Source organism: Nonlabens antarcticus (assembly GCF_015356755.1).
Taxonomy (GTDB): domain Bacteria; phylum Bacteroidota; class Bacteroidia; order Flavobacteriales; family Flavobacteriaceae; genus Nonlabens; species Nonlabens antarcticus.
The window spans coordinates 121,769-144,620 of the sequence record NZ_JADFCO010000065.1 but is presented as its reverse complement, the minus strand read 5'-3'; the positions used below and the strand labels follow the sequence as shown (position 1 = coordinate 144,620).

The window sequence follows — 22,852 nt, the reverse complement described above, 5'->3', positions numbered from 1 at the left end:
AAACGCCTACAAGTCGAGCCTGTAGGCGTTTGATAATTTTAGGATAATTCCTTGCCGTCCTTATCTGTGAAATGAAATTCCAGAAAGGTGTAGGCATCTCTAGGCATGACCTTGATCCATTTTTTGTGTTTTACAAACCACTTAGACCTAACGGATGGATATCCTTTAGTTATAAATGCGGCCACAAAAGGGTGTGCATGTAGCGTTACCTTTTTGAGTCCTGATTTCAAGTGACGTTCCAGAGCTTCGGTAATTTCTTGAATCACCAGAATAGGAGCTTGTATCTCGCCAGTTCCATCGCCATCAGGATTTTCCTCGCGGGTCTTGATGTTAACTTCCTGACGCACACGCTGGCGCGTGATTTGTATCAAGCCAAATTTTGAAACGGGAAGTATCTTGTGTTTGGCGCGTTCATCAGCCATTTCATCACGTATGTGCTCATAGAGCTTTTTGCGATTTTCGACTTTACGCATATCGATAAAATCGACCACGATAATTCCACCCATATCGCGCAATCTTAACTGACGGGCGATCTCTGTCGCCGCAATCATGTTTGTCTCTAGTGCGGTTTCCTCCTGGCTGTCTGCCTTGTTGGACCTGTTACCAGAGTTAACGTCTATCACATGCATGGCTTCTGTATGTTCTATGATAAGGTATGCACCTTTACTCATTGATACGGTACGGCCAAATGATGTTTTGATCTGACGTTCGATCCCATGCTTTTCAAAAATGGGAACTTTGGGATTGTTATATTTTACGATATTTTCTTTGTGTGGGGCAATGGTCTTTAGGTAATCCTTGATTTCATTGCATACTTCCTCATCATCCACAACTATGGATGTGTAGCTGTCATTAAAGACATCACGCATGAGGGAATTGGTACGGCTTACTTCTGACATCACTTTTGTGGGATAACTGGCGCGGTTTAATTTACTGCACATGTTTTCCCAGCGAGTCATAAGATTAGTTAGATCCTGATCCAGTTCTGCTACTAATTTACCTTTTGCAACGGTGCGCACAATGACACCGAAACCGTCAGGTTTAATGCTTTTGACAAGTCTTTTAAGTCTGCTCTTTTCTTCTTTATCCTCAATTTTCTGAGAGATAGAGATACGGTCTGAGAATGGCACAAGAACCACATAACGTCCAGGAATGGATAACTCTGCACTTAAGCGAGGTCCTTTTGTGGATATGGGTTCTTTTACTACCTGTACAAGTACAGGCTGGTTAGGATCAACGACGTCAGATATTGAGCCGCTTTTCTCGAGTTCTTTCTCGACTTTTATGTCTTTAAGAGCGTAGTTCTTGAGTCTACCGCTCAAGACTTGTTTGGTGAATTTAAGTTGTGTGAGGTACTGCGGTCCTAGATCATGATAGTGTAAAAAACCATCTTTTTCATATCCTACATCAACAAATGATGCGTTGAGACCGGACAGAACCTTGCGAGTTTTGGCAATAAAAATATCGCTTACTGCAAACTTATTTTCTTCCTCATCTTTATGTAATTCGATCAGTCTACCATTTTTGGTAAGTGCATAATCGATTTTCGTAGCACCGGAACGGATAATAATTTCTTTATCCATGATTCCAATTATTTAATCCAGCCTATGGATATATAGGTTGAATATATTATACATAATATAGGGTGAGTTTTCTATGAAACTCACCTTCCGTGCGGGTTGAACATTGCAACCCTATGTCAAAGAACGTATAAAAAGAAAAAGTAGTACGAGACTACTTTTTCTTCTTGTGACGGTTTGCGCGACGACGCTTTTTACGTTTGTGGGTCGCTACCTTATGTCTTTTTCTTTTTTTACCGCTTGGCATATCTCTTATATTTTACTTTACTTTAACGTTTGTTTTCACTCCTTCTACAAATACTTTGGCCGGTTTAAAGGCTGGGATATTGTGAGCAGGAATTTTTATGGTAGTATTCTTGGAAATGTTACGTCCAGTTTTTTCAGCTCTTGTCTTTACAATAAAGCTACCAAAACCGCGTAGGTAAACATTCTCTCCAGTTTCTAGAGATCCTTTTACTTCATCCATAAAAGATTCAACTGCCGCTTGCACCTCAGTCTTCTCCATTCCCAGTTTATCTGAAATTTTCGATACGATATCTGCTTTAGTCATTATTACTGTTTAAATTTATAATTAGGGGTTTATGAAACAGGGTGCAAAGATAGTCCATTAAACAAATCTAAAATCCCTAATTGATTAAATTTTAAGAACATATCTCTTTTCCCGTAGTACATTCCTCTCTTATGAACTTTTCCCAACCCTTGATTAATTGGTACGATAACCACAAAAGGTCCTTACCGTGGCGTGATACTTCTGATCCTTATCGCATCTGGCTCAGCGAGATAATTTTACAGCAAACCCGTGTGAGTCAGGGGTTGCCCTATTATAATAAGTTTGTGGAAACCTTTCCTACAGTTCATGATCTTGCGGCGGCGCCACAAGAGGATGTATTAAAGCTATGGCAGGGTTTAGGTTATTATTCAAGAGCCAGAAATTTACAGAAGGCGGCATTACAAATTGTCGATAACAACGGTAATTTCCCTAAAAACTTTAAAAAGTTGCTTGATTTAAAGGGAGTGGGAGAATATACAGCGGCAGCAATAGCTAGTTTTGCCTATAATGAGGTGGTTGCTGTAGTTGACGGGAATGTTTACCGGGTACTTTCCAGAATATACGGGATCTCCTTACCTATTAATTCTACGGAGGGTATTAAAGAGTTCAAAAAACTGGCTAACGAGTTGATCGATCCAGAAAACCCTGCCCAGTATAATCAGGCCATCATGGAATTCGGTGCGCTGCAGTGCGTTCCTAAAAACCCTGTCTGTGCGATATGTCCTTTTCAAACAGATTGCATTGCTTTAAATCAGAATAGGATTGCAGAATTGCCGGTGAAAATTAAGAAGACTAAAGTTTTGAGCTTACACCATCATTATCTGGTTACTATTACACCATCAGGAAAGACGGTCTTACAGGAGCGCCCGCAATCTGGTATTTGGGCTGGGTTATATGAGTTTCCATTTGTGGAATCCGACGGCGCATTATTGCCTCGGGAATTAACCAGATCTCAAGAATTCCTGAGTGTTTATGGTGATGTTCGCTTTCGCGAAAGCGGTTACAATCAGCAGCCCATTATTCACAAATTGAGTCATCGCAAGATTCATGCTTATTTCTGGATCGTTGAAACGGAAGCAGAAATGGATCACGCTATTGATGTTGCTGTCGCAAAAGCTAAGCCCTTGCACGTGCTGATGGATCGCTTCATGACGGAATTCTGGCCGGAATAACCAGAACGGAACGTGCTGTTTAACATCGTATTATCTATGTGGATGGCGCGTGCTTTTTCTATATTTGTAAACTCTATAAAACCAATACAGACTAATCATGGCAGGAACCTTAAACAAAGTGATGCTCATAGGCCATACAGGCGACGAGGTCAAAATGAAGTATTTTGATGGCGGTAATTGCATAGGACGTTTCCCGCTTGCTACAAATGAAGAATATGTGAATCGTACCACTGGTGAGCGCGTTTCTAATACAGAATGGCACAATTGTGTCGTTCGTAATAAGGCGGCAGAGGTTTGTGAAAAATACCTACATAAAGGTGATAAGGTTTATGTTGAAGGCCGTATAAAATCCCGTCAATGGACTGGTGAGGATGGACAGCAGCGCTACACAACAGAGATTCAGGTACAAGAGTTTACATTCTTAACGCCAAAGAACGAAAATAACCCCACCGGAGAAAATTCTTCAAGTGGGAATACACCGGCACAAAGTCAGTCTACAGGTACTAATGATGCAGCTCGCCAGCCGCAACAGCAAGCGCCAGCTGCGCCTGCAGTAGATAATAACGACGATGACGGACTGCCGTTTTAATCAATTTGAAATCAAAATCTAGAAATTGGATCCTGACCCATTGCCCTTAGCGCAGTTCTTTTTATTAGCACAGCCAGAACAGATCATTTATCTGGTCGCATTTATTTTATTGCTGGTTTGCAGCGCGCTCATTAGTGGCGCAGAGGTTGCCGTATTTTCACTGAGTACTACAGAGCGGGATGAGATGGATTCTAGATTCCCGAAACGGGAGATAATAGCTAAGTTATTAGATCGTCCCAAAAAACTACTAGCAACTATATTGATTGCTAACAACGCTATCAATATCACCTCTGTTTTGATTTTCAGCATTCTGGCTGAAGTATGGTTCAGTGGTATTGAGAACAATTACATCAGGTTTGCGCTGGAAGTAGGAGTAGTCACTTTTTTGATATTATTATTTGGCGAGATCTTTCCTAAAGTTTATGCGAATAGAAACCCTATAGGTTTTGCAAACTTTATGGCGATACCTCTTAATATTCTGGACAAGCTCTTGAGTTTTATGAGTCTTCCCATGCGCTATGTGACTTTGCAAATTCAAGACAGGTTAGGAAGCAAGAAATCTAACATTACTGTGTCACAACTATCTCAGGCCTTAGAGCTTACAGATGATAACGATACTACAGATGAGGAGCAACAACTACTTCAAGGTATTGTTAGTTTTGGAAATACAGATACTAAGAATGTAATGCGCAACCGTACCGACGTTTTTGCCCTGGATGAAAATCTCACGTTTAGAGAGATTGTGCCTAGAGTTATTAGTAATGGCTACTCACGTATTCCAGTTTTTAAGGAAAGTATGGACAATATTACAGGTGTTCTTTATGTAAAAGACCTGCTGCCTTATATTGACCGTAAGAATTTTGAATGGACTAAATTATTGAGGGAAGCTTACTTTGTTCCAGAAAATAAAAAGCTGGATGATATGCTACAGGATTTTCAGGAACAGAAAAAGCATCTTGCGATTGTTGTGGATGAATATGGAGGAACTAGTGGGTTAATTACGTTAGAAGATATCATTGAAGAAATTGTAGGGGACATAAGTGATGAGTTTGATGATGAGAATCTGATTTACAGTAAAATCGATGATAACAACTACATTTTTGAAGGAAAAACTTCCATAAAAGACTTTTATCGCATTATGGGGTTTGAAGATGAAACCCTACTGCTATTTGAAAATGCCAAAGGTGAATCAGAAACTGTTGCCGGTTTTTTACTAGAACAAACCGGACATTTCCCACGCAAGCTGGATAAAGTAATTTTTGAGAAATTCACGTTTTTGATAGAATCTATGGACAAGAAACGCATCAAGCAAATTAAATGTACGACTCCTTAAAAATTATATTCATTTTTTTACTACTTACCGTGCTTTCCAGCTGTGGCGAGAACGAGACCGTTCCTAAACCTAATGCACAACTAGCGCTTCAATATGCTGCTGCTACTTATAAAACAGTGGACACGGACTGTTCTTATTCTATTGAAGTAAATGATAAAGTGGTTGTTATAAGCAAGGATGATTGCTCAATGACCCTAACTTATCCAGATATGGATGCTACCGTTTTTTTGAATCATAGAGTGGTCGATACTAATTTACGGCAGCTTTTAATTGATGGTCAAAAACTGTCCTATACTCACAATCAAATGGCAGATGCTATAAGTGAGAATCCGTATGTCAATCCAGACAGGAAGGCCTATGGTATGTTATACCAGGTAGAAGGGAATGCTGCATCAAACGTACAGTTTTATGTTACAGACAGCACGCGTAATTTCTTGACCGCTTCCCTCTATTTTAATAGAGAACCTTACTACGACTCCATTCTTCCTGCCGTGGAATATGTGAAGCAAGACATGATAAAAATGATGGAGAGTTTGAAATGGAAGGATTGAAATAGGGTTCGTTCATAAACTCAATCTAAATTCTTTTTTATCAGCTTTAAAGCGTTAGGAAAAGGTCGCACATAATATAAGATGTCTTCTAATCTTACCTCTGATATTGATTCCATCAAACGATCTTATTTCACAAATTTAGCCTTCCTCATTGAGGTTGGTTTCATGTTAAAGAAGAACACCTTATTCCTTTGTTTTAGATGACCTTTGCAGCCCACAAATAGGACCATGAAAGAATCCAGACTCAAGTACGTTTATCTAGTCATTCTCAGCATTATCTGGGGAACCTCGTTTATACTGATCAAAAAGGCATTGGGACAGAATGCAGAGGGTGACTTAGTATTACAACCCTTGCAAGTAGGCGCACTACGTACCATGATTTCAGGCGTTATATTGATCTCCATAGGTTGGAACGCTTTCGCGAAAGTAAAACGCAAAGACTGGCCTTGGTTAGCATTATCAGGTTTGCTGGGAACCTTCTTCCCTGCATTTCTATTTGCTTATGCTCAAACCGAAATTGATAGTGCCGTCAGTGCGATTCTAAATTCTACCGTACCGCTGATTACATTAATTTTAGGAGCAATCGTTTTTGGGATTAGCTTCTCTAAAAGGCAGTTGTTAGGTGTCATTATCGGTTTGTGCGGTGCTGTAGGATTAGTGCTTGCTGGAATGAGCGGTAGTCCAGAACAGAATTATCTTTTTGCTGGTTTCGTTTTAATAGCTTGCTGCTGTTATGCAAGCAATGTCAATATCATTAAGAGATATCTTCAAAATATAAAACCCCTAGCGATTGCCACCGCAAACTTTGTTTTCATATTGCCACTAGCTATCATCGTATTTCTATCAGCTGATGGAGCAAACTTAGAGTTCACATCACAACCTGTTTTGAGAAGTTTAGGATTCATTCTAATCCTGTGCGTTTTCGGAACTGTTGCCGCTAAAATCATGTTCAATAAACTGATCCAGATGACGTCTCCCGTTTTTGCGAGCAGTGTTACCTATCTCATGCCTATCATAGGATTAACGTGGGGCACGCTGGATGGTGAGAAATTCACCACCTGGCAAGCAGTTGCCACTGGAGTGATCATTCTAGCTGTGATTCTAGTAACCAGAGAAAACAAAAAACCAGTCTCTGTGTAGAGACTGGTTTTAGATTTACTTTTAAAGCTTTACTTTCTAAATAAACGCTCTGTAAACTATCGCGCTTTTAAAATAGTTAAACTTGACTTTCGGCAAACTGTTTATTCAAAATCGGCATCAGTAACACCTTCATTGACTCTCAAGGTATTGATGTCAAATCTCATGTCACGACCAGAAAGACTTTGTATAATAGTCATCGGGTATTTTACGCCTTTAACTTCTTTATAGTTATCAAACTTGATCATTGTAGTGAACTTTTGTCCTTGAGCCTCAGCAGTATTTTCTTGAGCCACTAGATAACCAGTACTCATATCATAATACGTTTTCTTTGTATCGCTCCATTTGATAACATACACTTTTTTATCACCCATCATTTCTACACCGACCAATTCTCCTTGATCTGGACTTGTGAATTCTGGGAATAGTGCAGCTTCATCTGCCAATGCTTTTAATTGCTCTCCGGTAATTTCCTGGCTGCCCTGCATACCGCTGGCGTTTCCTTTACCATTTACATAAACTTGCTTTTGAACAACATTACCACCCACGCTTACCGTCTGGCTGTACTTACCATCATTAGTTTTCTTCACGTTTAAGATCAATTCTCCCATAGGTGTCGTGCTTGACCCTACATAAGCAGTTGAATTAACAGCGTCAACATTATCACGACCACCTATAGCCTTGATATAATCTGCAAAAACAGTGTTTACCGTAGTTCCTTCTGGAATGGCAATAGTTGATGGACGTTCTGCAACGTTAGCATCTTTATCATAAAATTTGATAGGCACATTTTTGCCATTAACCTTCATTGTTTCTAATGATTCTAATATATCGCCTGCTTTACCAACGACAACAACGCGCATATTCTCTGTTTTGAAGTATTTGTTGGCAACACGCTTTACATCTTCTTTAGTCACTTCATTTATGTTAGCAATGAAATCCTTGTAGAAGTCTTCGTCCAAATCATTTGTACGAATAGTAATTGCACGATTTGCAACAACGGACTTATCTTCTGAAGACATGATAAAACTTCCTAAGAATTTTGCTTTGGCATTAGCCAAAACCTCATCATCTACATAAGTAGTTTTGATGCGATTCAATTCTTTAAATGTTTCTACGATCGCACTATCTGTAACTTCGTTACGCACTTTAGTCGTCGCACGAAAAGTAGATTTATAATCTTTCCCAGCTCCTAGAGAAGATCCAGCACCATAAGTCCACCCGTTTGCCTCACGTAAATTCATATTCAAATAAGAACCGAATCCACCACCAAAAATGTAGTTAGTTACAAGAGCAGCATGATAATCCTTATCGCTCATTTTAAGCTCTGAAGTATTGATTACTGCAAGTTCAGTCTGCACTGCGTTAGGAACATCAATAAAGTCAATCTCTGTTGTAGCAACGTCCATAACTTCTGGCAAGGCTGCTTTAGGAGCATCCTTAGCCTTCCACTTTCCAAAATACTTTTCCACCATCTTCTTAGCATCCTTTTTGTCAATGTCTCCACTAATCAATAGGTACGCCTTGTTAGGCACGAAGTAATCTGAGTAGAATTGTTTAACATCTGCTAGATTTACAGTGTTGATACTCTCTTCTGTAGCAAACTCTCCAGCTGCGTGACCTTTACCGTAAGCTAATGCGTTGCGCACTTTGCCTGCAATTGCAGCAGCACTACTTTCCCCAGACTTGATCCCCTCGATAAGCTGAGACTTTTCTGTGTCCAGCTCTTCTTGAGTGAAGTTAGGGTGTAAAGCAGCCTCGGCAAACATTGCCATTACTTGATCTGTATATTTAGAAAGTGTGGAAGCGCCACCGCCACCAGTACCTACAAATATGCTCGCTCCTAAATAATCAACTTCCTCATTGAACTTCTCTTTAGGAGTTTTAGTAGTTCCTTTACCCATTATAGATCCTGTCAATGACTGGACACCCGCTTTATTTCCTTCCACAATTGGAGGATTGTTCAAATCAAGGCTAAAACTTACCGTTGGTAATTTTGTATCCTCTACCACTAAAACCTGAAGCCCGTTTTTAAGGTCAAAAGAATAAGGCTCGCCCAGATTAATTTCTGGAGTAGGTCCTGATTCTGGAATTTTTGTTCTGTCAATTTGTGCTATGGCAGATGTTCCTATAAATAGAACTGCCATTACTAATATGATATGCTTTTTCATTTGTTGAATTATTTTTTTGTGATGGTAAATTCAGTTCTTCTTGATTGTTCGTATTGTTGCGCTGTACAATCACCGCTGCTACAATCTACCACTGGATTTGCTTCTCCTTTTCCTGTTCCTTTCAATCTGTCTTTTGAAACACCCTTAGCAACTAAATATGCTATTACTGCATCAGAACGTTTTTGTGACAATGAAAGATTGTAAGAATCTGTACCGCGTATATCTGTATAGGTCTCTGCTGTTAGCATCAATGTTGCATCTTGATTCATAACTGCTGCCATTTTATCAAGTTCCATTTTAGAACTAGCAGTTAAACTTGCCTTATCTAAATCAAAAAATATTTTGTCAGACATTTTATCAGTTTTAGTTGCCATCATTTCTTTTTTCATAGCGTCTACATCTGCTGCTGCTTTATCCATATCTCCTGGAGCTTCTCCAACTAGATAATCTAATTCTAATCGTTGATTAGGCTTCAAATACTGATTAGCCGCTCGTTTTATATCCTCACGAGTTATGCTTTTGTAAATCTCTAACTCTTTATTGATACGGTCTGTATCACCTTGTAACATGTTATAAGTAGCTAGTGATGCCGCAATACCCTCTACACGAGAATTTGAGCTTACGTAGTTAGCTTCAAATTGATTTTGCAACTTCTGATACTCACGTTCTGAAATTAAGGTTGTTTGTAGTTTCTTAATTTCCTCATCCATTACTTTGGCCAGTGTATTTAATTCCGTGTCACCTTTTGCAAGAGCGCCCATAGTATATGTCCCATAATCCTGGCTGGCAGAATTAAATGCTAAAACCTGAAAAGCAATTTTTTCATCCTCTACCATACGCTTCTGCATTCTAGAACTAGCACCACCAGTTAAAACCTGAGAGATGTAATCTAGAACGTAAGCATCACGATCTATGGACTTAGGAGTAATATAGGAGAAGATCTTTGCAGGAATCTGGATATTTGCATCGTATTCTGTCGCATAACGCGTTTCAGTAATAGGATCTTCCACAATGACTTTACGATCTGTACGATCAGACTTGTTCTCGATAGTACCAAAATAATCTTCAATCATTTTTTTAGTATCCTTAACATCAATATCTCCAGCAACTACAAGTGTTGCATTGTTAGGATTATAGAACTTGTTGTTGAATGCCTGAAATTCTGAAAGTTTTGCATTGTTTAAGTCTTCCATGGAACCTATTACAGATTGCCCGTATGGATGCTTCTTAAATAAGTGCTTATCAATACCCGTACGGTAAATAATGGCACCATATGGAGCGTTATCAATACGTTGACGTTTTTCCTCTTTTACAACTTCGTTTTGAGTATCAACACCTATTTGTTCAATCTTAGGCTGAAGCATACGCTCGCTTTCCATCCATAAACCTAGTTCTAGTTTGTTAGAAGGAAAGGTTTCATAGTAATAGGTACGATCTTGTGTAGTGTTTGCATTGTTACTACCACCATTTGCGGCTACAATGTTGAACCATTCACCACGTTCAATGTTTTCTGTACCTTCAAAAAGCAAATGTTCAAAGAAGTGAGCAAATCCCGTGCGTCCTGGATCTTCATCCTTAGCACCTACTTGATACATTACACCTACAGTAACTACTGGAGCTGCATTTTCCTGGTGAAGAATAACATGCAGTCCGTTGGGCAGGTCATATTCCGTAAATTCTACCTTTTGGGAAAACCCCACGACAGAAACAAGAGCTGCTGCCAGACTTAAAATAATTTTATTCATTTTTCTATTTTTACGATTCTTAGGTATAAGTGCTAAATTTCCAATAGATGTTACATAATTGGCAAAGCTTTTCAAAAATAGGTGCTGGAAAAGGAAATTCCGTTAAAGTAAGTTGAAAACACTAGGAGAAAATGAGCAGATAACCGAATTTTAGCCCCTACCAATCGATTTAATTTTATGAAAAAATCAAATACTAATAAATACGCTCTTTTAATTGCTGCCGCTCTGATCGTTTATTTTCTGATCATTGATATGCTAGGTTATGGTGCAGAAATTTACCTATCTTTTTTTAATGCTGTAATTACCGGTGCTGGATTATTTTTTGTCATACGCGATTCTTACCAGCATAATAAGGAGACTTTTGAATATATGGAGGGTTTTCTAGCTGGTATCAAGGCAGGGTTTATAGCAACCGTGATTTACACCATTTTCATGGCTGTTTACATTTTTGAGATCAATCCAGACCTAGCTCAACAATTAGAGAATGAAATCACAGTTGCAGGCTATGGGGTTGAAGTTGCCATGTTAATGTTTATTTTCCTTTCAGGGTTAGCCACTAGTGTGGTGTCTTCATTAATTATTATCCCTATCTATAAGCAATCCTGGAACACTCGTCAAGTGCGTAAAGAACAAGATCCCATGAACGACGAGAAATAGTTGCGTTTATACATGATAGCGTTCCAAGTCTGATGGGATAGTTGATTTCCAGTCTTGTTTTAAAAACTGAACAGATCCTTATTAACAGTACTTATTATTAGAATAGATATTGTCTTTAGTATGTTCTATTAATTATTTACGACCATTCACTTAGAAACTGAAATACTCAATTGATTTGAGTTTTTCTAATTTCGCCACATATTTGAATTACTGGAGAAAGCTTAGAATTAAACGTGATTTATTGACCAAAGTCTTGCTGGCTTTTTCAATTATCGTTGGAAAATAGCTGTTTATAAAGCTATGATTTCAATCAAAGGCTGCATTTAGATTCATTTTACTCGACGTTGTACATATTTTATATAAGCTGTTCCTATTAGGAATTAAACTAAGTTGTCAGCAAGATTTCGTCTTATTTGTACTTTTAATACCATCAGATAATACCATCAGAATTCAAAATAGAGTAGGTATTGTGAGCTTCCTTTTACATATTTCAATCTTTACAGGTTGTAAATAATAGGATTGTTACTAACGACTAATTTGACTAGCTTGTCAAGAAATGCTAATAGGTGGTAACTTAAAGTATTTACAAAATCTATTAAATGGTTTATTTTTACCTAGGATTAATATTGACTCAGACTTATGAATAATTATTTCAAGTACGGAATTTACATTGCAGCCTCATTAATCTGTTATTTCTTGATCATTGATCTTTTGGGATATGCTGATGTTGTCTTTTTATCCTTTTTTAATGCCATACTTACTGGAGGTGGGATCATCTTAGCCGTACGGGATATCTACAGGTTAGATAAAGAGCATTTTGAATATATGAATGGTTTTACGGCAGGTTTTCTTTCAGGCTTGATAGGAACGACGATATTCACAATATTCATGGCGTTATATTTAATTCAGATCAGACCAGAACTGGCTGAAAGTTTAAAAGAGCAAATTACCATTGCAGGTAGCGGTATTGATTTTGCCATTATCGTTTTCGTTTTCTTGTCCGGTGTTGCTACTTCCATAGTTAGTGCTTTGATCATCATGCCTATTTATATGCCGTCATGGAATACAAAGAAGGTGCGTAAGAAGCAAAAACCTATGAACGATAAACACTAGCTCTCAAACGTTTATTAATTGTTTATAACTTTGGTTATTTAAGCAATAGGAGTATATTTGCAGCCCGAAATTAATCACATTAATTAATCATTATGTACGCAATCGTAGAGATAGCAGGGCAACAATTCAAGATCGAGAAAGATCAGAAGTTGTTCGTACATCGTTTGCAAGGAGAAGAAGGAGACACAGTTTCCATCGATAAAGTACTTCTTGTAGGTGACGGCGACAACATCACACTCGGCGCCCCAGCTATAGTAGGAGCATTTGCAGAAGCAAAAGTTCTGGGTCATCTTAAAGGTGACAAAGTAATCGTTTTTAAGAAAAAACGTAGAAAAGGATACCGCAAGAAAAACGGTCACAGACAGTATTTGTCTCAGATCCAGATTTCAAGCATATCTTTAGATGGTAGCAAGAAGAAAGATTCTTCTGATTCCGCTTCCGCGAAAGCGAAAACTGAAAAAGCTGCTGACAAAAAAGCAACTCCTGTAAAAGCAAAAGATGCTCCTAAAGGTAAAGTAGCTAAAAAAGAAGCTGAGGTAAGTGAGAATATGGTGACACGTGCAGAGCACAGCGCCGAAGCTCATGACATTGAAATCAATATCGATAAAGTTCTTCATAGTATAGGAACTGCTACAAAAGCAGAGGCTGAAGACCTTAAGTTGATTAATGGTATCGGTCCAGCTTATGAAACTCGCTTAAACGAGGTAGGTATTTATACTTATGAGCAGATCAGCAAACTTAAAGCTGCAGATCGTGAAGAATTGAGTGCGATAGATGGTATTACCCGTGAGAAGATTGAATCTGAAGAGTGGGTAAAGCAAGCTAAAGCATTGCTTAAGAAAAAATAAAGTATAACCGTTCCCAAATTATTAAGGGACATTTAAATAAATTATCATGGCTCACAAAAAAGGAGTAGGTAGTTCGAAAAACGGAAGAGAATCGGCATCCAAACGCTTAGGTGTTAAGATTTTTGGTGGTCAAGCAGCAATTGCTGGTAACATCATCATTCGTCAGCGCGGTATGGAACACCATCCAGGTGAAAACGTATATGCTGGTAAAGACTATACTTTACATGCTTATGTAGATGGAGAAGTAAAGTTTACTAAGAAAAGAAACAACAGATCTTATGTGTCTATTGTTCCTGTAGCGCAGGCGTAAGCCCAGTTACCTTTCAAACAAAATCCCGATCAGGTTTAACTGGTCGGGATTTTTTTATTTCAGAAGGGCCAGACTATGAATTGAACTGGCCTATATGCCACAGGATTCCAGATGGATCATGTAAGTAGAACTCACTGCCCCAATCATTGTGGATGATCTCTGATATTCTTACTTTAGGAAAATTTGTCTTTAAATTCAATGACTTGAAGTGTTCTAATGTGGTTTCTAGATTGTCAACTTCTAAAAATAGCATCATATTTTCTACCCATTCCTGCACATAAGCATCCTGAAGATAAAACCCAAAGCCTTTCAGGTCAAAATAGGACATATCACTACCTGACCAGTTTTCTACAAAACCTAATTGCCGGTAAAACCCTTTAGCTTCTTCAAAATCTGCACAGCCTATAAAAGGACGGATTCCTTTAGGTTTAATTGTTTCCATTCTTGCGTTAGTTAATTAATCCTTTTTCTGCAAACAAGGCAATTAGAGAATCCACAAATACCCGCTGTTCCAGTTGGCCTTTATTTGCTATTTGAATAGTATAAACATCTGTTGCACCACCTTCGCTCACGATAGCCGTGTCCATCACATTTTTAAGTGATTCTGTAAGTCTTGTGACTGGCCAGTTGGTCATTTGTATAGAGTCTGGAGAAATCTTTAACCCAGCATTGCCGTAGACGCCTAAAGAGTTCCCGGCCTCTATAAAGCCGCTCAAGTTTTCTGTTTCTATTTGCTGGCGTTGGAAATCGCTGTTGCAAGAGGAAAGAAGTATAATGGAGAATAGAAGAAGAATAAAGGCTTTCATAAATTAGTGTTTATTTTACTGAGTGTTATTGTTGTTTGAGTTATGTAGAAAACAAAACATGGTTCGTATTGATAATATTTAAGCGACTTTAAGATGCTTTAAGGGTATCATATCCTGCAGGTATAAGTATGAATTCTTCAAAGTTTCAATCGTTAAACTGATAGGCTGTATTAATTGAGTCAACTCATTAATGCCCATGAGTCATATAGATTGTAACTAGGCTTCTCTTATTTGAACCTTCCACTTGGAAATATACAACTCAGGTTTATTAAAACAAGCCCTTAAATGCTAACAGGGTTACAATCGTAATCCCCATGCCCATTATTACAACACCATTCCAAAAACCAACGCTCAATCCCATCAAACTCCACATTTTCTCGTTATTCTCATTTTTGTAACGCTTGACTGAGATGAATGCTATCAATAAAGTAAAAAACACTAAAACCGATATCGTTATAATTTTTATCATGATTTTACTGGTTTAATTTTCACGGCTACTTATTGTCAGAAACGGATGTTTACGAAAGCGTCATAATTATATAAATTTAAGCATAATAATTTCTTTATGCCTGAAAGTGTTTAGCAACATTCAATGTTATAAAACACACTGCATTAATTCACTTCTTCTGTAATACTCGTCAGTTTTCGCTACATCTTTCACCACTTAAGGGTAAGTGTAGTTTTTCAAGAAGAAGGAAATATTGACTATGGGATCAGAAAAATTGTGGTTTTCACGCTACGAAACTAATTGTCTAACTACTAGACTGAAATTATTTAGGTTCAATGTGAATGAGAACATCTCCTATATTTTTTATCTCTGACTGGAGGTAATCTTTCAGATCGTGAGCAATGTCATGACCTTTACGTACGGTAATATCTCCATCTACTATAACATGCAGATCTACATAATATTCCATTCCTGTCTTGCGGATCAAACATTTTTCCGTTTCAATAACTCCTTCTACATCCGTTGATTTGTCGCGTATTTTTTCCATGAGATCATCGTAAAGATGCTCATCCATTATTTCTCCTAATGCTGGTCTAAAAATCAAATAGCTATTATATAAAATAAATCCCGATGCTAGCAAGGCTGCCCAATCATCTGCCGTTTCCCAGCCCTTTCCAAAGAATAGCGCTATGGATATCCCTATAAACGCCATGATAGAGGTTATCGCATCACTTCTATGGTGCCATGCATCTGCTTTTAAGGAAGTGCTATTTGTTTCTATACTTTTCTTTATAATAATGCGATATGAGATTTCCTTCCACAGAATGATCCCACCTAAAACAAATAGCGTCCAGGACTCCGGAACTTTATGAGGGGTCTGTATATTTTGTATGCTTTCATAAGCAATAATTGCGGCAGAGATCACTAGAAAAGCGACCACTACAAAAGTGATTAAGGGCTCAATCTTACCGTGGCCATAAGGATGATTGTCATCTGCAGGGCGTTTTGCATATTTAAGGCCAAATAAAACCAGTAACGAGGAACAAATATCTGTTGTGGATTCAATGGCATCTGCAATCAACGCATAGGAATTCCCAAAGACACCTGCAAATCCTTTAATTATTGCCAAGGCCGTATTGCCAGCAATGCTAAAGTAGGTGGCTTTAATAGCGGTACTAGAAGAACTCATTGTTAGTGGTGTTTTGAGGCTTGACCAATGAAATAGTCGAAACAGCCAATTTAGAATTTATCTCGCAATACGACATAAAAAAAGCCTCAAATCATTTGAGGCTTTTCTAATATTATGGTCGTCCCTTGAGACGCTTTTCTATCTTCTGTTTCTTTATGGTTACCTCTTTCATGAGATCCATGATGTCATCGTTCTTGGTTTCCTTAAATATCTCATTTAAAGCAAGTACGATTTCTTTACCTTTTCTTGAAGCATGTACACGATCACTTGTAGACATGTTGCTCATAGACATTCCTATGAATTCTTGTGCTTGTTCTTTAATTTCCATTAATTGTATGTATTAAGCTTTCGCGAAAGCGAAACTGCAAAATTTTTATCTAATTGGGGAATATATGATAAAATTCCTAATATCTGTAATATTCCGGCTTGAATGGACCAGTAACTTCTACACCTATGTAATCTGCCTGATCTTTTTTCAATACAGTTAATTCAGCTCCCATTCTAGAAAGGTGCAATTGAGCCACTTTTTCGTCCAGATGCTTAGGTAACATATATACCTCATTCTCATAAGCGTCGCGGTTTGTCCACAACTCGATTTGAGCTAGCGTTTGATTTGTAAATGAGTTACTCATTACAAAACTAGGGTGTCCTGTAGCACATCCTAAGTTTACTAACCTACCCTCTGCAAGAAGTATAATATCCTTACCGTTAATCGTGTACTTATCAACTTGTGGCTTGATCTCAACTTTAGTATCACCGTGTTTTGTATTCAAGAATGAAACGTCAATCTCGTTGTCAAAGTGGCCTATGTTACAAACAATCACTTTATCACGCATCGCTTCAAAATGCTCGCCGCGAATGATATCTTTATTTCCAGTGGTTGTAATTACAATATCTGCATTACCTACCACATTTTCTAGTTGCTTCACCTCAAAACCATCCATAACAGCTTGTAATGCACATATAGGGTCGATCTCTGTAACAGTAACAATAGATCCAGCACCTTTAAATGAAGCGGCAGTTCCTTTTCCTACATCTCCATAACCACAAACGACAACGCGTTTACCAGCTAGCATGGTGTCTGTTGCACGACGTACCGCATCAACGGCACTCTCACGACAACCGTATTTGTTATCAAATTTAGATTTAGTAACAGAATCGTTAACATTGATTGCTGGCATTACTAATGTTCCATTCTTCATGCGCTCGTACAATCTGTGAACTCCTGTAGTAGTTTCTTCAGAAAGACCGTTAATACCTTTGGCTAGTTCTGGAAACTCATCAAAAACCATATTAGTCAAATCGCCACCATCATCAAGAATCATGTTCAACGGCTTGCGATCCTCGCCGAAGAAAAGAGTCTGCTCTATACACCAGTTGAATTCTTCCTCATTCATCCCCTTCCAGGCATATACTGGAATCCCGGCAGCAGCAATAGCAGCAGCAGCGTGATCTTGAGTAGAAAAGATATTACAAGAAGACCAGGTTACATCTGCTCCTAATGCGACAAGAGTCTCAATAAGAACGGCAGTCTGGATCGTCATGTGTAAACATCCCGCGATGCGTGCACCTTTCAAAGGCTTTGACTCACCATATTCTTCACGTAGCGCCATTAATCCTGGCATTTCAGCTTCTGCAAGCTCAATTTCTAGACGGCCATAGTCCGCTAGAGAAATATCTTTTACCTTGTAAGGTGTATAAGGAATTGTTTTTGTACTCATTTTTATAGTTTAATTGATGCTTAGGTCGTTGATGGCATTAGAAATCAACACTTTAAAAGCTTTTTATTATTCTTAAATTGCGACGGCAAATTTACGAAAATTAAGCCATTTCTTATGCCTGTTATCAAAACCATAACAAATCACAGCAACACAACTGTTTACGTCTGGAATGTAACGGAATCAGAAGCGTGGTTGAGATCGGGAATTGATCTTTCTGAAAACTCTGTTAATCGGTTGATTACCATGAGTTCAGAAATGCACCGCCGTGGGTTTTTGAGCATTAGACACTTATTGTTACACGCGGGTTACAACGACAATGATCTTTATTATGATGATCTGGGCAAACCACATTTGATGGATGATAAATATATTTCTATAACGCACAGCTACGAACTTACCGCTATAATAATAAGCGACGTTTCCACTGGCATTGACATAGAAAAGCGCCGTAACAAAATTGAGCGCATTGCCGTAAAATTTGTCAATTATGAGCGTGATTTTATGGACCAACAAGTGGAAAAAATATCACCGCTAACTGTTATTTGGGGTGCTAAAGAATCCATGTATAAATGTCTTGGTCAGAAGGGACTTGGTTTTTACGATCATTGTAAAGTCGAGCCTTTTAAAATGGAAGATAAACACACTATTTCCAGAATCGATTTTGGGGACATTCAGTTATCATTTGATACCTGTTTTGAGGAAATTCTGGAATCAACACTTGTTTACATTTTACCTGCTACTTGATGTCAATTTTACAACGTCTGCGCAATTGCAACCGGACTCTGGGCATCCTTGTAGATCCTGAAAAGTTATGTATGGAAGACTTTTCCGCTTTCGCGAAAGCTATGTCAACCACAACGTCAGAACTCAAAAGGAAACTTCAGTTAGACCATATTATATTTTTGATAGGCGGTAGCACGATGGAAAGTATCAATCTGGATAAGTGGCTAGAAGCTTTTCGTAAAACAACGCAACTAGAATTGCTGTTATTTCCAGGATCACATTATCAAATTTCAGAAAACGCTGATGGCTTACTGTTTCTGAACCTTATTTCTGGGCGCAATCCCCAGTATTTGATAGGCGAGCAAGTGAAGGCTGCAGAAAAGTTGCGGGAATCAAAACTTGAAATAATTCCTACCGCATATATTCTGGTGGATGGAGGGGTGGAAACTGCAGTTGCTAGAGTCTCTGAGACGAAACCCATCGCGCAAAATGAAGAAGAACACATTATCGATACTGCAATAGCCGGTCATCTTATGGGCAATAAATTGATCTATCTGGAAGCTGGAAGCGGTGCACGCACAGCGGTAAAAGTTGACATTATTTCAAAAGTTGTCGCAGCGACTAACGTTCCCGTCATCGTTGGAGGCGGTTTGTGTGAGCTCAAAGAAATAGAAGAGCGGTTTAATGCGGGTGTCAAAATGGTCGTTGTAGGAACTGCAATTGAGCAAAATCTGAGTTGGATAGGTTAGTTTTGTAAACAAAGAACCATATTATGGAAGTATCTATTGAATTAACCATGTCGCCGTTGCAAGATGATTTTGAACAGCACATTATTAATTTTATAAAAGTGCTAAGAGCTTCATCCTTTAAAGTGATGGAAAACCCTCTTTCTACCCAGATTTATGGTCCATATTCATCTTTGATGCCGTTTTTAGTTGATGCAATAGAAGAAAGTTTGTCAGAACAAGATGCGGTTCTCATCTATATGAAACTTGTCAAATCAAATCGTGCCGACTATAAACCACATTTCTAGATGGAGTGGATGGACTTTATTTTTGGTCAGTATAGCGAGTACTCTACAACCCAAGTTCTTCTAGAAGTTACCGCTATAGTGATGTCTGTAATTAGTGTCCTTTATTCTTTGCGCAACAACATTTTAGTATTTCCTTTTGGAATTGTAAGCACTCTGCTTTTTGTCTATTTGTTGTATCAGTGGAATCTCTTAGGTGATATGGTAATCAATGGTTATTACTTTATAATGAGTGTTTATGGCTGGTATTACTGGTTAAAAAACGGGAAGAATAATACGGAAGCACCTATTACCATAACACTCTTTAAGGAATGGGTAACCGCCACAGGAATTGCTGTGGCAACTGGAGTTGCTATTTTTATATTATATAAATCCACGCAAAGATTAGAAAGTTGGGTTTCTTACGTTGACATGTTAACTACTGGGATTTTCTTTGCGGGAATGTGGCTTATGGCACGTCGCAAGCTGGAACACTGGCTGGTATTGATGGTAGGGAATATCATATCAGTGCCACTTTATTTTTACAAGATTGACCAGATGTACAATGCGTTTAGTCTCACTGCCGTGCTTTACATATTTCTCTCTATAATTGCCTTTGTAGGATATAAACAATGGAAAAAATACCTGAACAATCAGATTTCTCTGGCATAAGGATTGTTCTTTATGGCCCAGAAAGTAGCGGTAAATCAACCCTAGCAAATCAACTTGCCAGGCATTATCAAGTGCCAGAAGTACCCGAATTTGCTCGTGATTATCTCCAACAAAAATTTGATGTCAACGGTCATATTTGTGAATATCAAGATATTATTCCTATCGCTATAGGACAGCGTGAAGCAGAAAATCTAGCCAGTCTTCAAGCCGATAAACTATTGATTTGCGATACAGATATATTAGAAACCTATGTCTATTGCCAGTATTACTTTAATAAAATTCCGCAGGAATTAGAGAATGCTGCTCGTTCCTCAAAATGTGATTTATATCTTCTTAAAGATATAGACACTTTGTGGTCGCCAGATGATTTAAGAGATCGACCAGGCGATCGTAAGGAGTTATTTGATAGATTTGAGAACACACTTAAAAAATTCAATCAACCCTATGTGTTGATTAATCAACTAGGTCATCAGCGTTTTTTAAATGCAGTAAAAGCCATAGATAAATTATTATAATGAATTTTACGGAACCCCAACTTCAACAACTAAGGGAAAAGCAAATCTCAACCACAACCGTGGAAGAACAACTTAAAAGGTTTGTAAACGGTTTTCCAGTAGTCAAATTACAGCGTGCTGCGGTAATTGATGATGGGATTGTAACCGTTAACGATGATAAGAGAAGTTTCTACATTAATCTGTATGAAGAAAAAAAGAAGAATCTTGATATTATCAAATTTGTCCCTGCGAGCGGTGCAGCTACTAGAATGTTCAAGTTTTTACATGAGTTCCTGCAGCAATTTGATCCAGTAGTAGATTCTATTAATTCGTTTGTCAATAAAAAAAAGGCGAGGGAACTGTTTACATTTTTTGTAGGATTGGACAAATTCCCGTTTTATGAGGAGATATTGCAAGCATTAAAAAATGAGGACGCCCATTGGAAATCACTTTCTGACCGGGAGCAGAAAGTCCGCTTTGTACGCAAAATGCTTTTTAAGGAAGGCTTTAATTATACGGCAATGCCTAAGGGTTTAGTGCCCTTTCATAAATATCCAGAAAATATTGCTACTGCTTTTGAAGAACACCTTTATGAGGCATCAAGCTATGCGACCTCGCAAAACAAGGCCAAACTTCATTTTACGATTGCTCCAGATTTCAGGGACGATTTTAAGCAAGAATTTAAACGCATTCAGGAAATTGTTGAACTTAAGACTGGAACTCGTTTTGAAATAAATTTTTCACACCAGCAACCGCATACTGATACCCTAGCGGTAGATATGAAGAACCAGCCCATTCTTGATGAAAACGGAGAGTTATTCTTTCGTCCTGCGGGCCATGGGGCTTTACTAGAAAACCTCAATGAACTAAATGCAGATCTCATATTTATAAAAAATATTGATAATGTCACCGTCTCTACTTTTGAGGTTGAGGTAGGAGACTATAAAAAAATGCTTGCGGGAATTCTACTGGATTTGCAGGAAAAATCATTCAGTTACCTTAAGCTTCTAGACATTGAAACGCCATCGAGTGATATGATGCGGGAAATGGAGGAATTCATAAAGGACCAACTACAAAGTACTTTACCGCTGGATTATCATAAATATAAAATGGAGTTTCAACTGCAAGCAATCAAAGAGAGGTTGAATCGCCCATTTAGAGTTTGTGGAATGGTACAAAATGAGGGGGAACCCGGTGGTGGGCCATTTTGGGTGATTAATGAAACAGGGCAGTTGAGCCTTCAGATAGTAGAGAGCGCACAGGTTGATCAGGACAATCACAGACAGCGCAAGATCGCATCAAATTGCACCCATTTCAATCCGGTAGATCTGGTTTGTAGCGTTCGAGATTATAAGAAGGATAAATTTGACCTAACTGAATTTCGCGATTTAGAAACTGGATTTATAACCCGCAAGTCTAGAATGGGAACCGATTTGAAAGCTCAAGAACTTCCTGGACTGTGGAACGGTGCGATGGCGCACTGGAATACAATTTTTGTTGAGGTGCCGCTCATTACTTTCAATCCGGTCAAGAATGTAAACGATCTACTCAAACCTGCACACCAGAGCTAGATGGATATCGAGCAGCTACATAAAGAAGTGAGTTACACAGCCGTTGCAAGCAGTGGGCCAGGCGGGCAACATGCTAATAAAGTAGCCACAAAAGTTTTGCTGGAGTTTGATATTGAAAATAGTACCGCTTTCGCGAAAGGGGAACATTCCAGAATATTAGAGGCTCTTCAAGGACAATTAACTAAAGAGAATTTACTTAAAATCTCTTGCCAAGAATCCAGAAGCCAAGCTAAAAATAAGGAACTGGCTTTTGCAAAATTGGTCAAATTACTTAAGAAAAGTGCAACCCCTAAAAAAGTGCGTCGGAAGCGAGTAGTTCCTGCATCTGTCAAGAGAAAGCGTTTGAATGATAATAAAAAACACAGCGAGAAGAAAGCAAACCGCAGATTCAAGCCCTAAGAAAAACGTACCATTAGTTGTGATAAATGTAATAGCATGCAGTGGATGATGCTCTTATCTTTGT

At 38.4% G+C, this 22,852-nt stretch carries 25 protein-coding genes; 16 read left to right on the top strand and 9 right to left on the bottom strand.

The window, feature by feature from the left end:
- Window positions 1-38 precede the first annotated feature (38 nt).
- On the bottom strand, window positions 39-1,583 hold the full coding sequence (locus tag IQ282_RS08665) for an Rne/Rng family ribonuclease (protein WP_194851467.1): 1,545 nt from the start codon (window positions 1,581-1,583) through the stop codon (window positions 39-41).
- A gap of 256 nt (window positions 1,584-1,839) precedes the next feature.
- A complete protein-coding gene (locus tag IQ282_RS08660) occupies window positions 1,840-2,130 on the bottom strand; it encodes an HU family DNA-binding protein (protein ID WP_194851466.1) in 291 nt (96 codons plus the stop codon).
- 131 nt (window positions 2,131-2,261) lie between these two features.
- Between IQ282_RS08660 and mutY the strand changes: the two genes are divergently transcribed.
- The 5 genes from mutY to IQ282_RS08635 all read left to right on the top strand — a co-directional run bounded on the left by mutY (window position 2,262) and on the right by IQ282_RS08635 (window position 6,915).
- Window positions 2,262-3,302 (top strand): A/G-specific adenine glycosylase, encoded by a 1,041-nt coding sequence (mutY, locus tag IQ282_RS08655; protein ID WP_194851465.1) that lies wholly within the window; start codon window positions 2,262-2,264, stop codon window positions 3,300-3,302.
- 97 nt (window positions 3,303-3,399) lie between these two features.
- Window positions 3,400-3,891, top strand: coding sequence for a single-stranded DNA-binding protein (locus IQ282_RS08650; RefSeq protein ID WP_194851464.1), 492 nt, complete (start codon window positions 3,400-3,402; stop codon window positions 3,889-3,891).
- Between the two features lie 25 nt (window positions 3,892-3,916).
- Window positions 3,917-5,224 (top strand): gliding motility-associated protein GldE, encoded by a 1,308-nt coding sequence (locus IQ282_RS08645; protein ID WP_194851463.1) that lies wholly within the window; start codon window positions 3,917-3,919, stop codon window positions 5,222-5,224.
- The gene (gene gldD / locus IQ282_RS08640; RefSeq protein WP_194851462.1) at window positions 5,209-5,775 is read left to right on the top strand and encodes a gliding motility lipoprotein GldD; all 567 of its coding nucleotides are present in this window, start codon (window positions 5,209-5,211) and stop codon (window positions 5,773-5,775) included. Before IQ282_RS08645 ends, gldD begins: the two co-directional genes overlap by 16 nt.
- 228 nt (window positions 5,776-6,003) lie before the next feature.
- The gene (locus IQ282_RS08635) at window positions 6,004-6,915 is read left to right on the top strand and encodes a DMT family transporter (protein WP_194851461.1); all 912 of its coding nucleotides are present in this window, start codon (window positions 6,004-6,006) and stop codon (window positions 6,913-6,915) included.
- 101 nt (window positions 6,916-7,016) lie between these two features.
- On the opposite strand, the gene IQ282_RS08630 is transcribed toward IQ282_RS08635, so the two are convergent.
- Both IQ282_RS08630 and IQ282_RS08625 read right to left on the bottom strand, forming a co-directional pair.
- Window positions 7,017-9,083, bottom strand: a complete 2,067-nt coding sequence (locus IQ282_RS08630) for an insulinase family protein (protein ID WP_194851460.1) — start codon at window positions 9,081-9,083, stop codon at window positions 7,017-7,019.
- 8 nt (window positions 9,084-9,091) lie between these two features.
- Window positions 9,092-10,828, bottom strand: coding sequence for an insulinase family protein (locus IQ282_RS08625; RefSeq protein WP_194851459.1), 1,737 nt, complete (start codon window positions 10,826-10,828; stop codon window positions 9,092-9,094).
- Between the two features lie 177 nt (window positions 10,829-11,005).
- On the opposite strand from IQ282_RS08625, the gene IQ282_RS08620 reads away from it, so the two are divergent.
- The 4 genes from IQ282_RS08620 to rpmA all read left to right on the top strand — a co-directional run bounded on the left by IQ282_RS08620 (window position 11,006) and on the right by rpmA (window position 13,756).
- Window positions 11,006-11,485, top strand: coding sequence for a DUF4199 domain-containing protein (locus IQ282_RS08620; RefSeq protein ID WP_228547278.1), 480 nt, complete (start codon window positions 11,006-11,008; stop codon window positions 11,483-11,485).
- Window positions 11,486-12,124: 639 nt separating this feature from the next.
- Window positions 12,125-12,598: a DUF4199 domain-containing protein gene (locus IQ282_RS08615; protein WP_228547277.1), complete on the top strand. Its 474-nt coding sequence runs from the start codon at window positions 12,125-12,127 to the stop codon at window positions 12,596-12,598.
- 92 nt (window positions 12,599-12,690) lie between these two features.
- Window positions 12,691-13,446 carry a 50S ribosomal protein L21 gene (gene rplU / locus IQ282_RS08610; protein ID WP_194851458.1) on the top strand — a complete coding sequence of 252 codons (756 nt, stop codon included), beginning with the start codon at window positions 12,691-12,693 and terminating at the stop codon, window positions 13,444-13,446.
- Between the two features lie 46 nt (window positions 13,447-13,492).
- On the top strand, window positions 13,493-13,756 hold the full coding sequence (gene rpmA / locus IQ282_RS08605) for a 50S ribosomal protein L27 (RefSeq protein WP_194851457.1): 264 nt from the start codon (window positions 13,493-13,495) through the stop codon (window positions 13,754-13,756).
- Between the two features lie 73 nt (window positions 13,757-13,829).
- Here rpmA and IQ282_RS08600 read toward each other — a convergent pair whose 3' ends face one another.
- The 5 genes from IQ282_RS08600 to ahcY form a co-directional block, all read right to left on the bottom strand.
- Window positions 13,830-14,198 carry a VOC family protein gene (locus IQ282_RS08600; protein WP_194851456.1) on the bottom strand — a complete coding sequence of 123 codons (369 nt, stop codon included), beginning with the start codon at window positions 14,196-14,198 and terminating at the stop codon, window positions 13,830-13,832.
- 7 nt (window positions 14,199-14,205) lie between these two features.
- Window positions 14,206-14,562 (bottom strand): hypothetical protein, encoded by a 357-nt coding sequence (locus tag IQ282_RS08595; RefSeq protein ID WP_194851455.1) that lies wholly within the window; start codon window positions 14,560-14,562, stop codon window positions 14,206-14,208.
- 770 nt (window positions 14,563-15,332) lie between these two features.
- On the bottom strand, window positions 15,333-16,199 hold the full coding sequence (locus IQ282_RS08590) for a cation diffusion facilitator family transporter (protein WP_194851454.1): 867 nt from the start codon (window positions 16,197-16,199) through the stop codon (window positions 15,333-15,335).
- Window positions 16,200-16,311: 112 nt separating this feature from the next.
- Window positions 16,312-16,527: a hypothetical protein gene (locus tag IQ282_RS08585; RefSeq protein ID WP_194851453.1), complete on the bottom strand. Its 216-nt coding sequence runs from the start codon at window positions 16,525-16,527 to the stop codon at window positions 16,312-16,314.
- A gap of 76 nt (window positions 16,528-16,603) precedes the next feature.
- Window positions 16,604-17,920 carry an adenosylhomocysteinase gene (gene ahcY / locus IQ282_RS08580; RefSeq protein ID WP_194851452.1) on the bottom strand — a complete coding sequence of 439 codons (1,317 nt, stop codon included), beginning with the start codon at window positions 17,918-17,920 and terminating at the stop codon, window positions 16,604-16,606.
- A 114-nt stretch (window positions 17,921-18,034) separates the two neighbouring features.
- On the opposite strand from ahcY, the gene IQ282_RS08575 reads away from it, so the two are divergent.
- The 7 genes from IQ282_RS08575 to arfB are packed head-to-tail and all read left to right on the top strand — an operon-like array spanning window position 18,035 to window position 22,788.
- Window positions 18,035-18,664, top strand: coding sequence for a 4'-phosphopantetheinyl transferase family protein (locus IQ282_RS08575; protein WP_194851451.1), 630 nt, complete (start codon window positions 18,035-18,037; stop codon window positions 18,662-18,664).
- Entirely contained in the window at window positions 18,664-19,392 is a 729-nt protein-coding gene (locus IQ282_RS08570) for a geranylgeranylglyceryl/heptaprenylglyceryl phosphate synthase (RefSeq protein ID WP_228547276.1), read from the top strand. Before IQ282_RS08575 ends, IQ282_RS08570 begins: the two co-directional genes overlap by 1 nt.
- A 23-nt stretch (window positions 19,393-19,415) precedes the next feature.
- Window positions 19,416-19,676, top strand: coding sequence for a thiamine-binding protein (locus IQ282_RS08565; protein ID WP_194851449.1), 261 nt, complete (start codon window positions 19,416-19,418; stop codon window positions 19,674-19,676).
- Window positions 19,677-20,324, top strand: coding sequence for a nicotinamide riboside transporter PnuC (gene pnuC, locus IQ282_RS08560; protein ID WP_194851448.1), 648 nt, complete (start codon window positions 19,677-19,679; stop codon window positions 20,322-20,324).
- Window positions 20,285-20,839, top strand: coding sequence for an AAA family ATPase (locus IQ282_RS08555; protein ID WP_194851447.1), 555 nt, complete (start codon window positions 20,285-20,287; stop codon window positions 20,837-20,839). The genes pnuC and IQ282_RS08555 overlap by 40 nt, the downstream gene beginning before the upstream one ends.
- Window positions 20,839-22,389, top strand: coding sequence for a DUF4301 family protein (locus IQ282_RS08550; protein WP_194851446.1), 1,551 nt, complete (start codon window positions 20,839-20,841; stop codon window positions 22,387-22,389). The genes IQ282_RS08555 and IQ282_RS08550 overlap by 1 nt, the downstream gene beginning before the upstream one ends.
- Complete coding sequence (gene arfB / locus IQ282_RS08545; protein WP_194851445.1) at window positions 22,390-22,788, top strand: alternative ribosome rescue aminoacyl-tRNA hydrolase ArfB; 399 nt, start codon at window positions 22,390-22,392, stop codon at window positions 22,786-22,788.
- Window positions 22,789-22,852 lie beyond the last annotated feature (64 nt).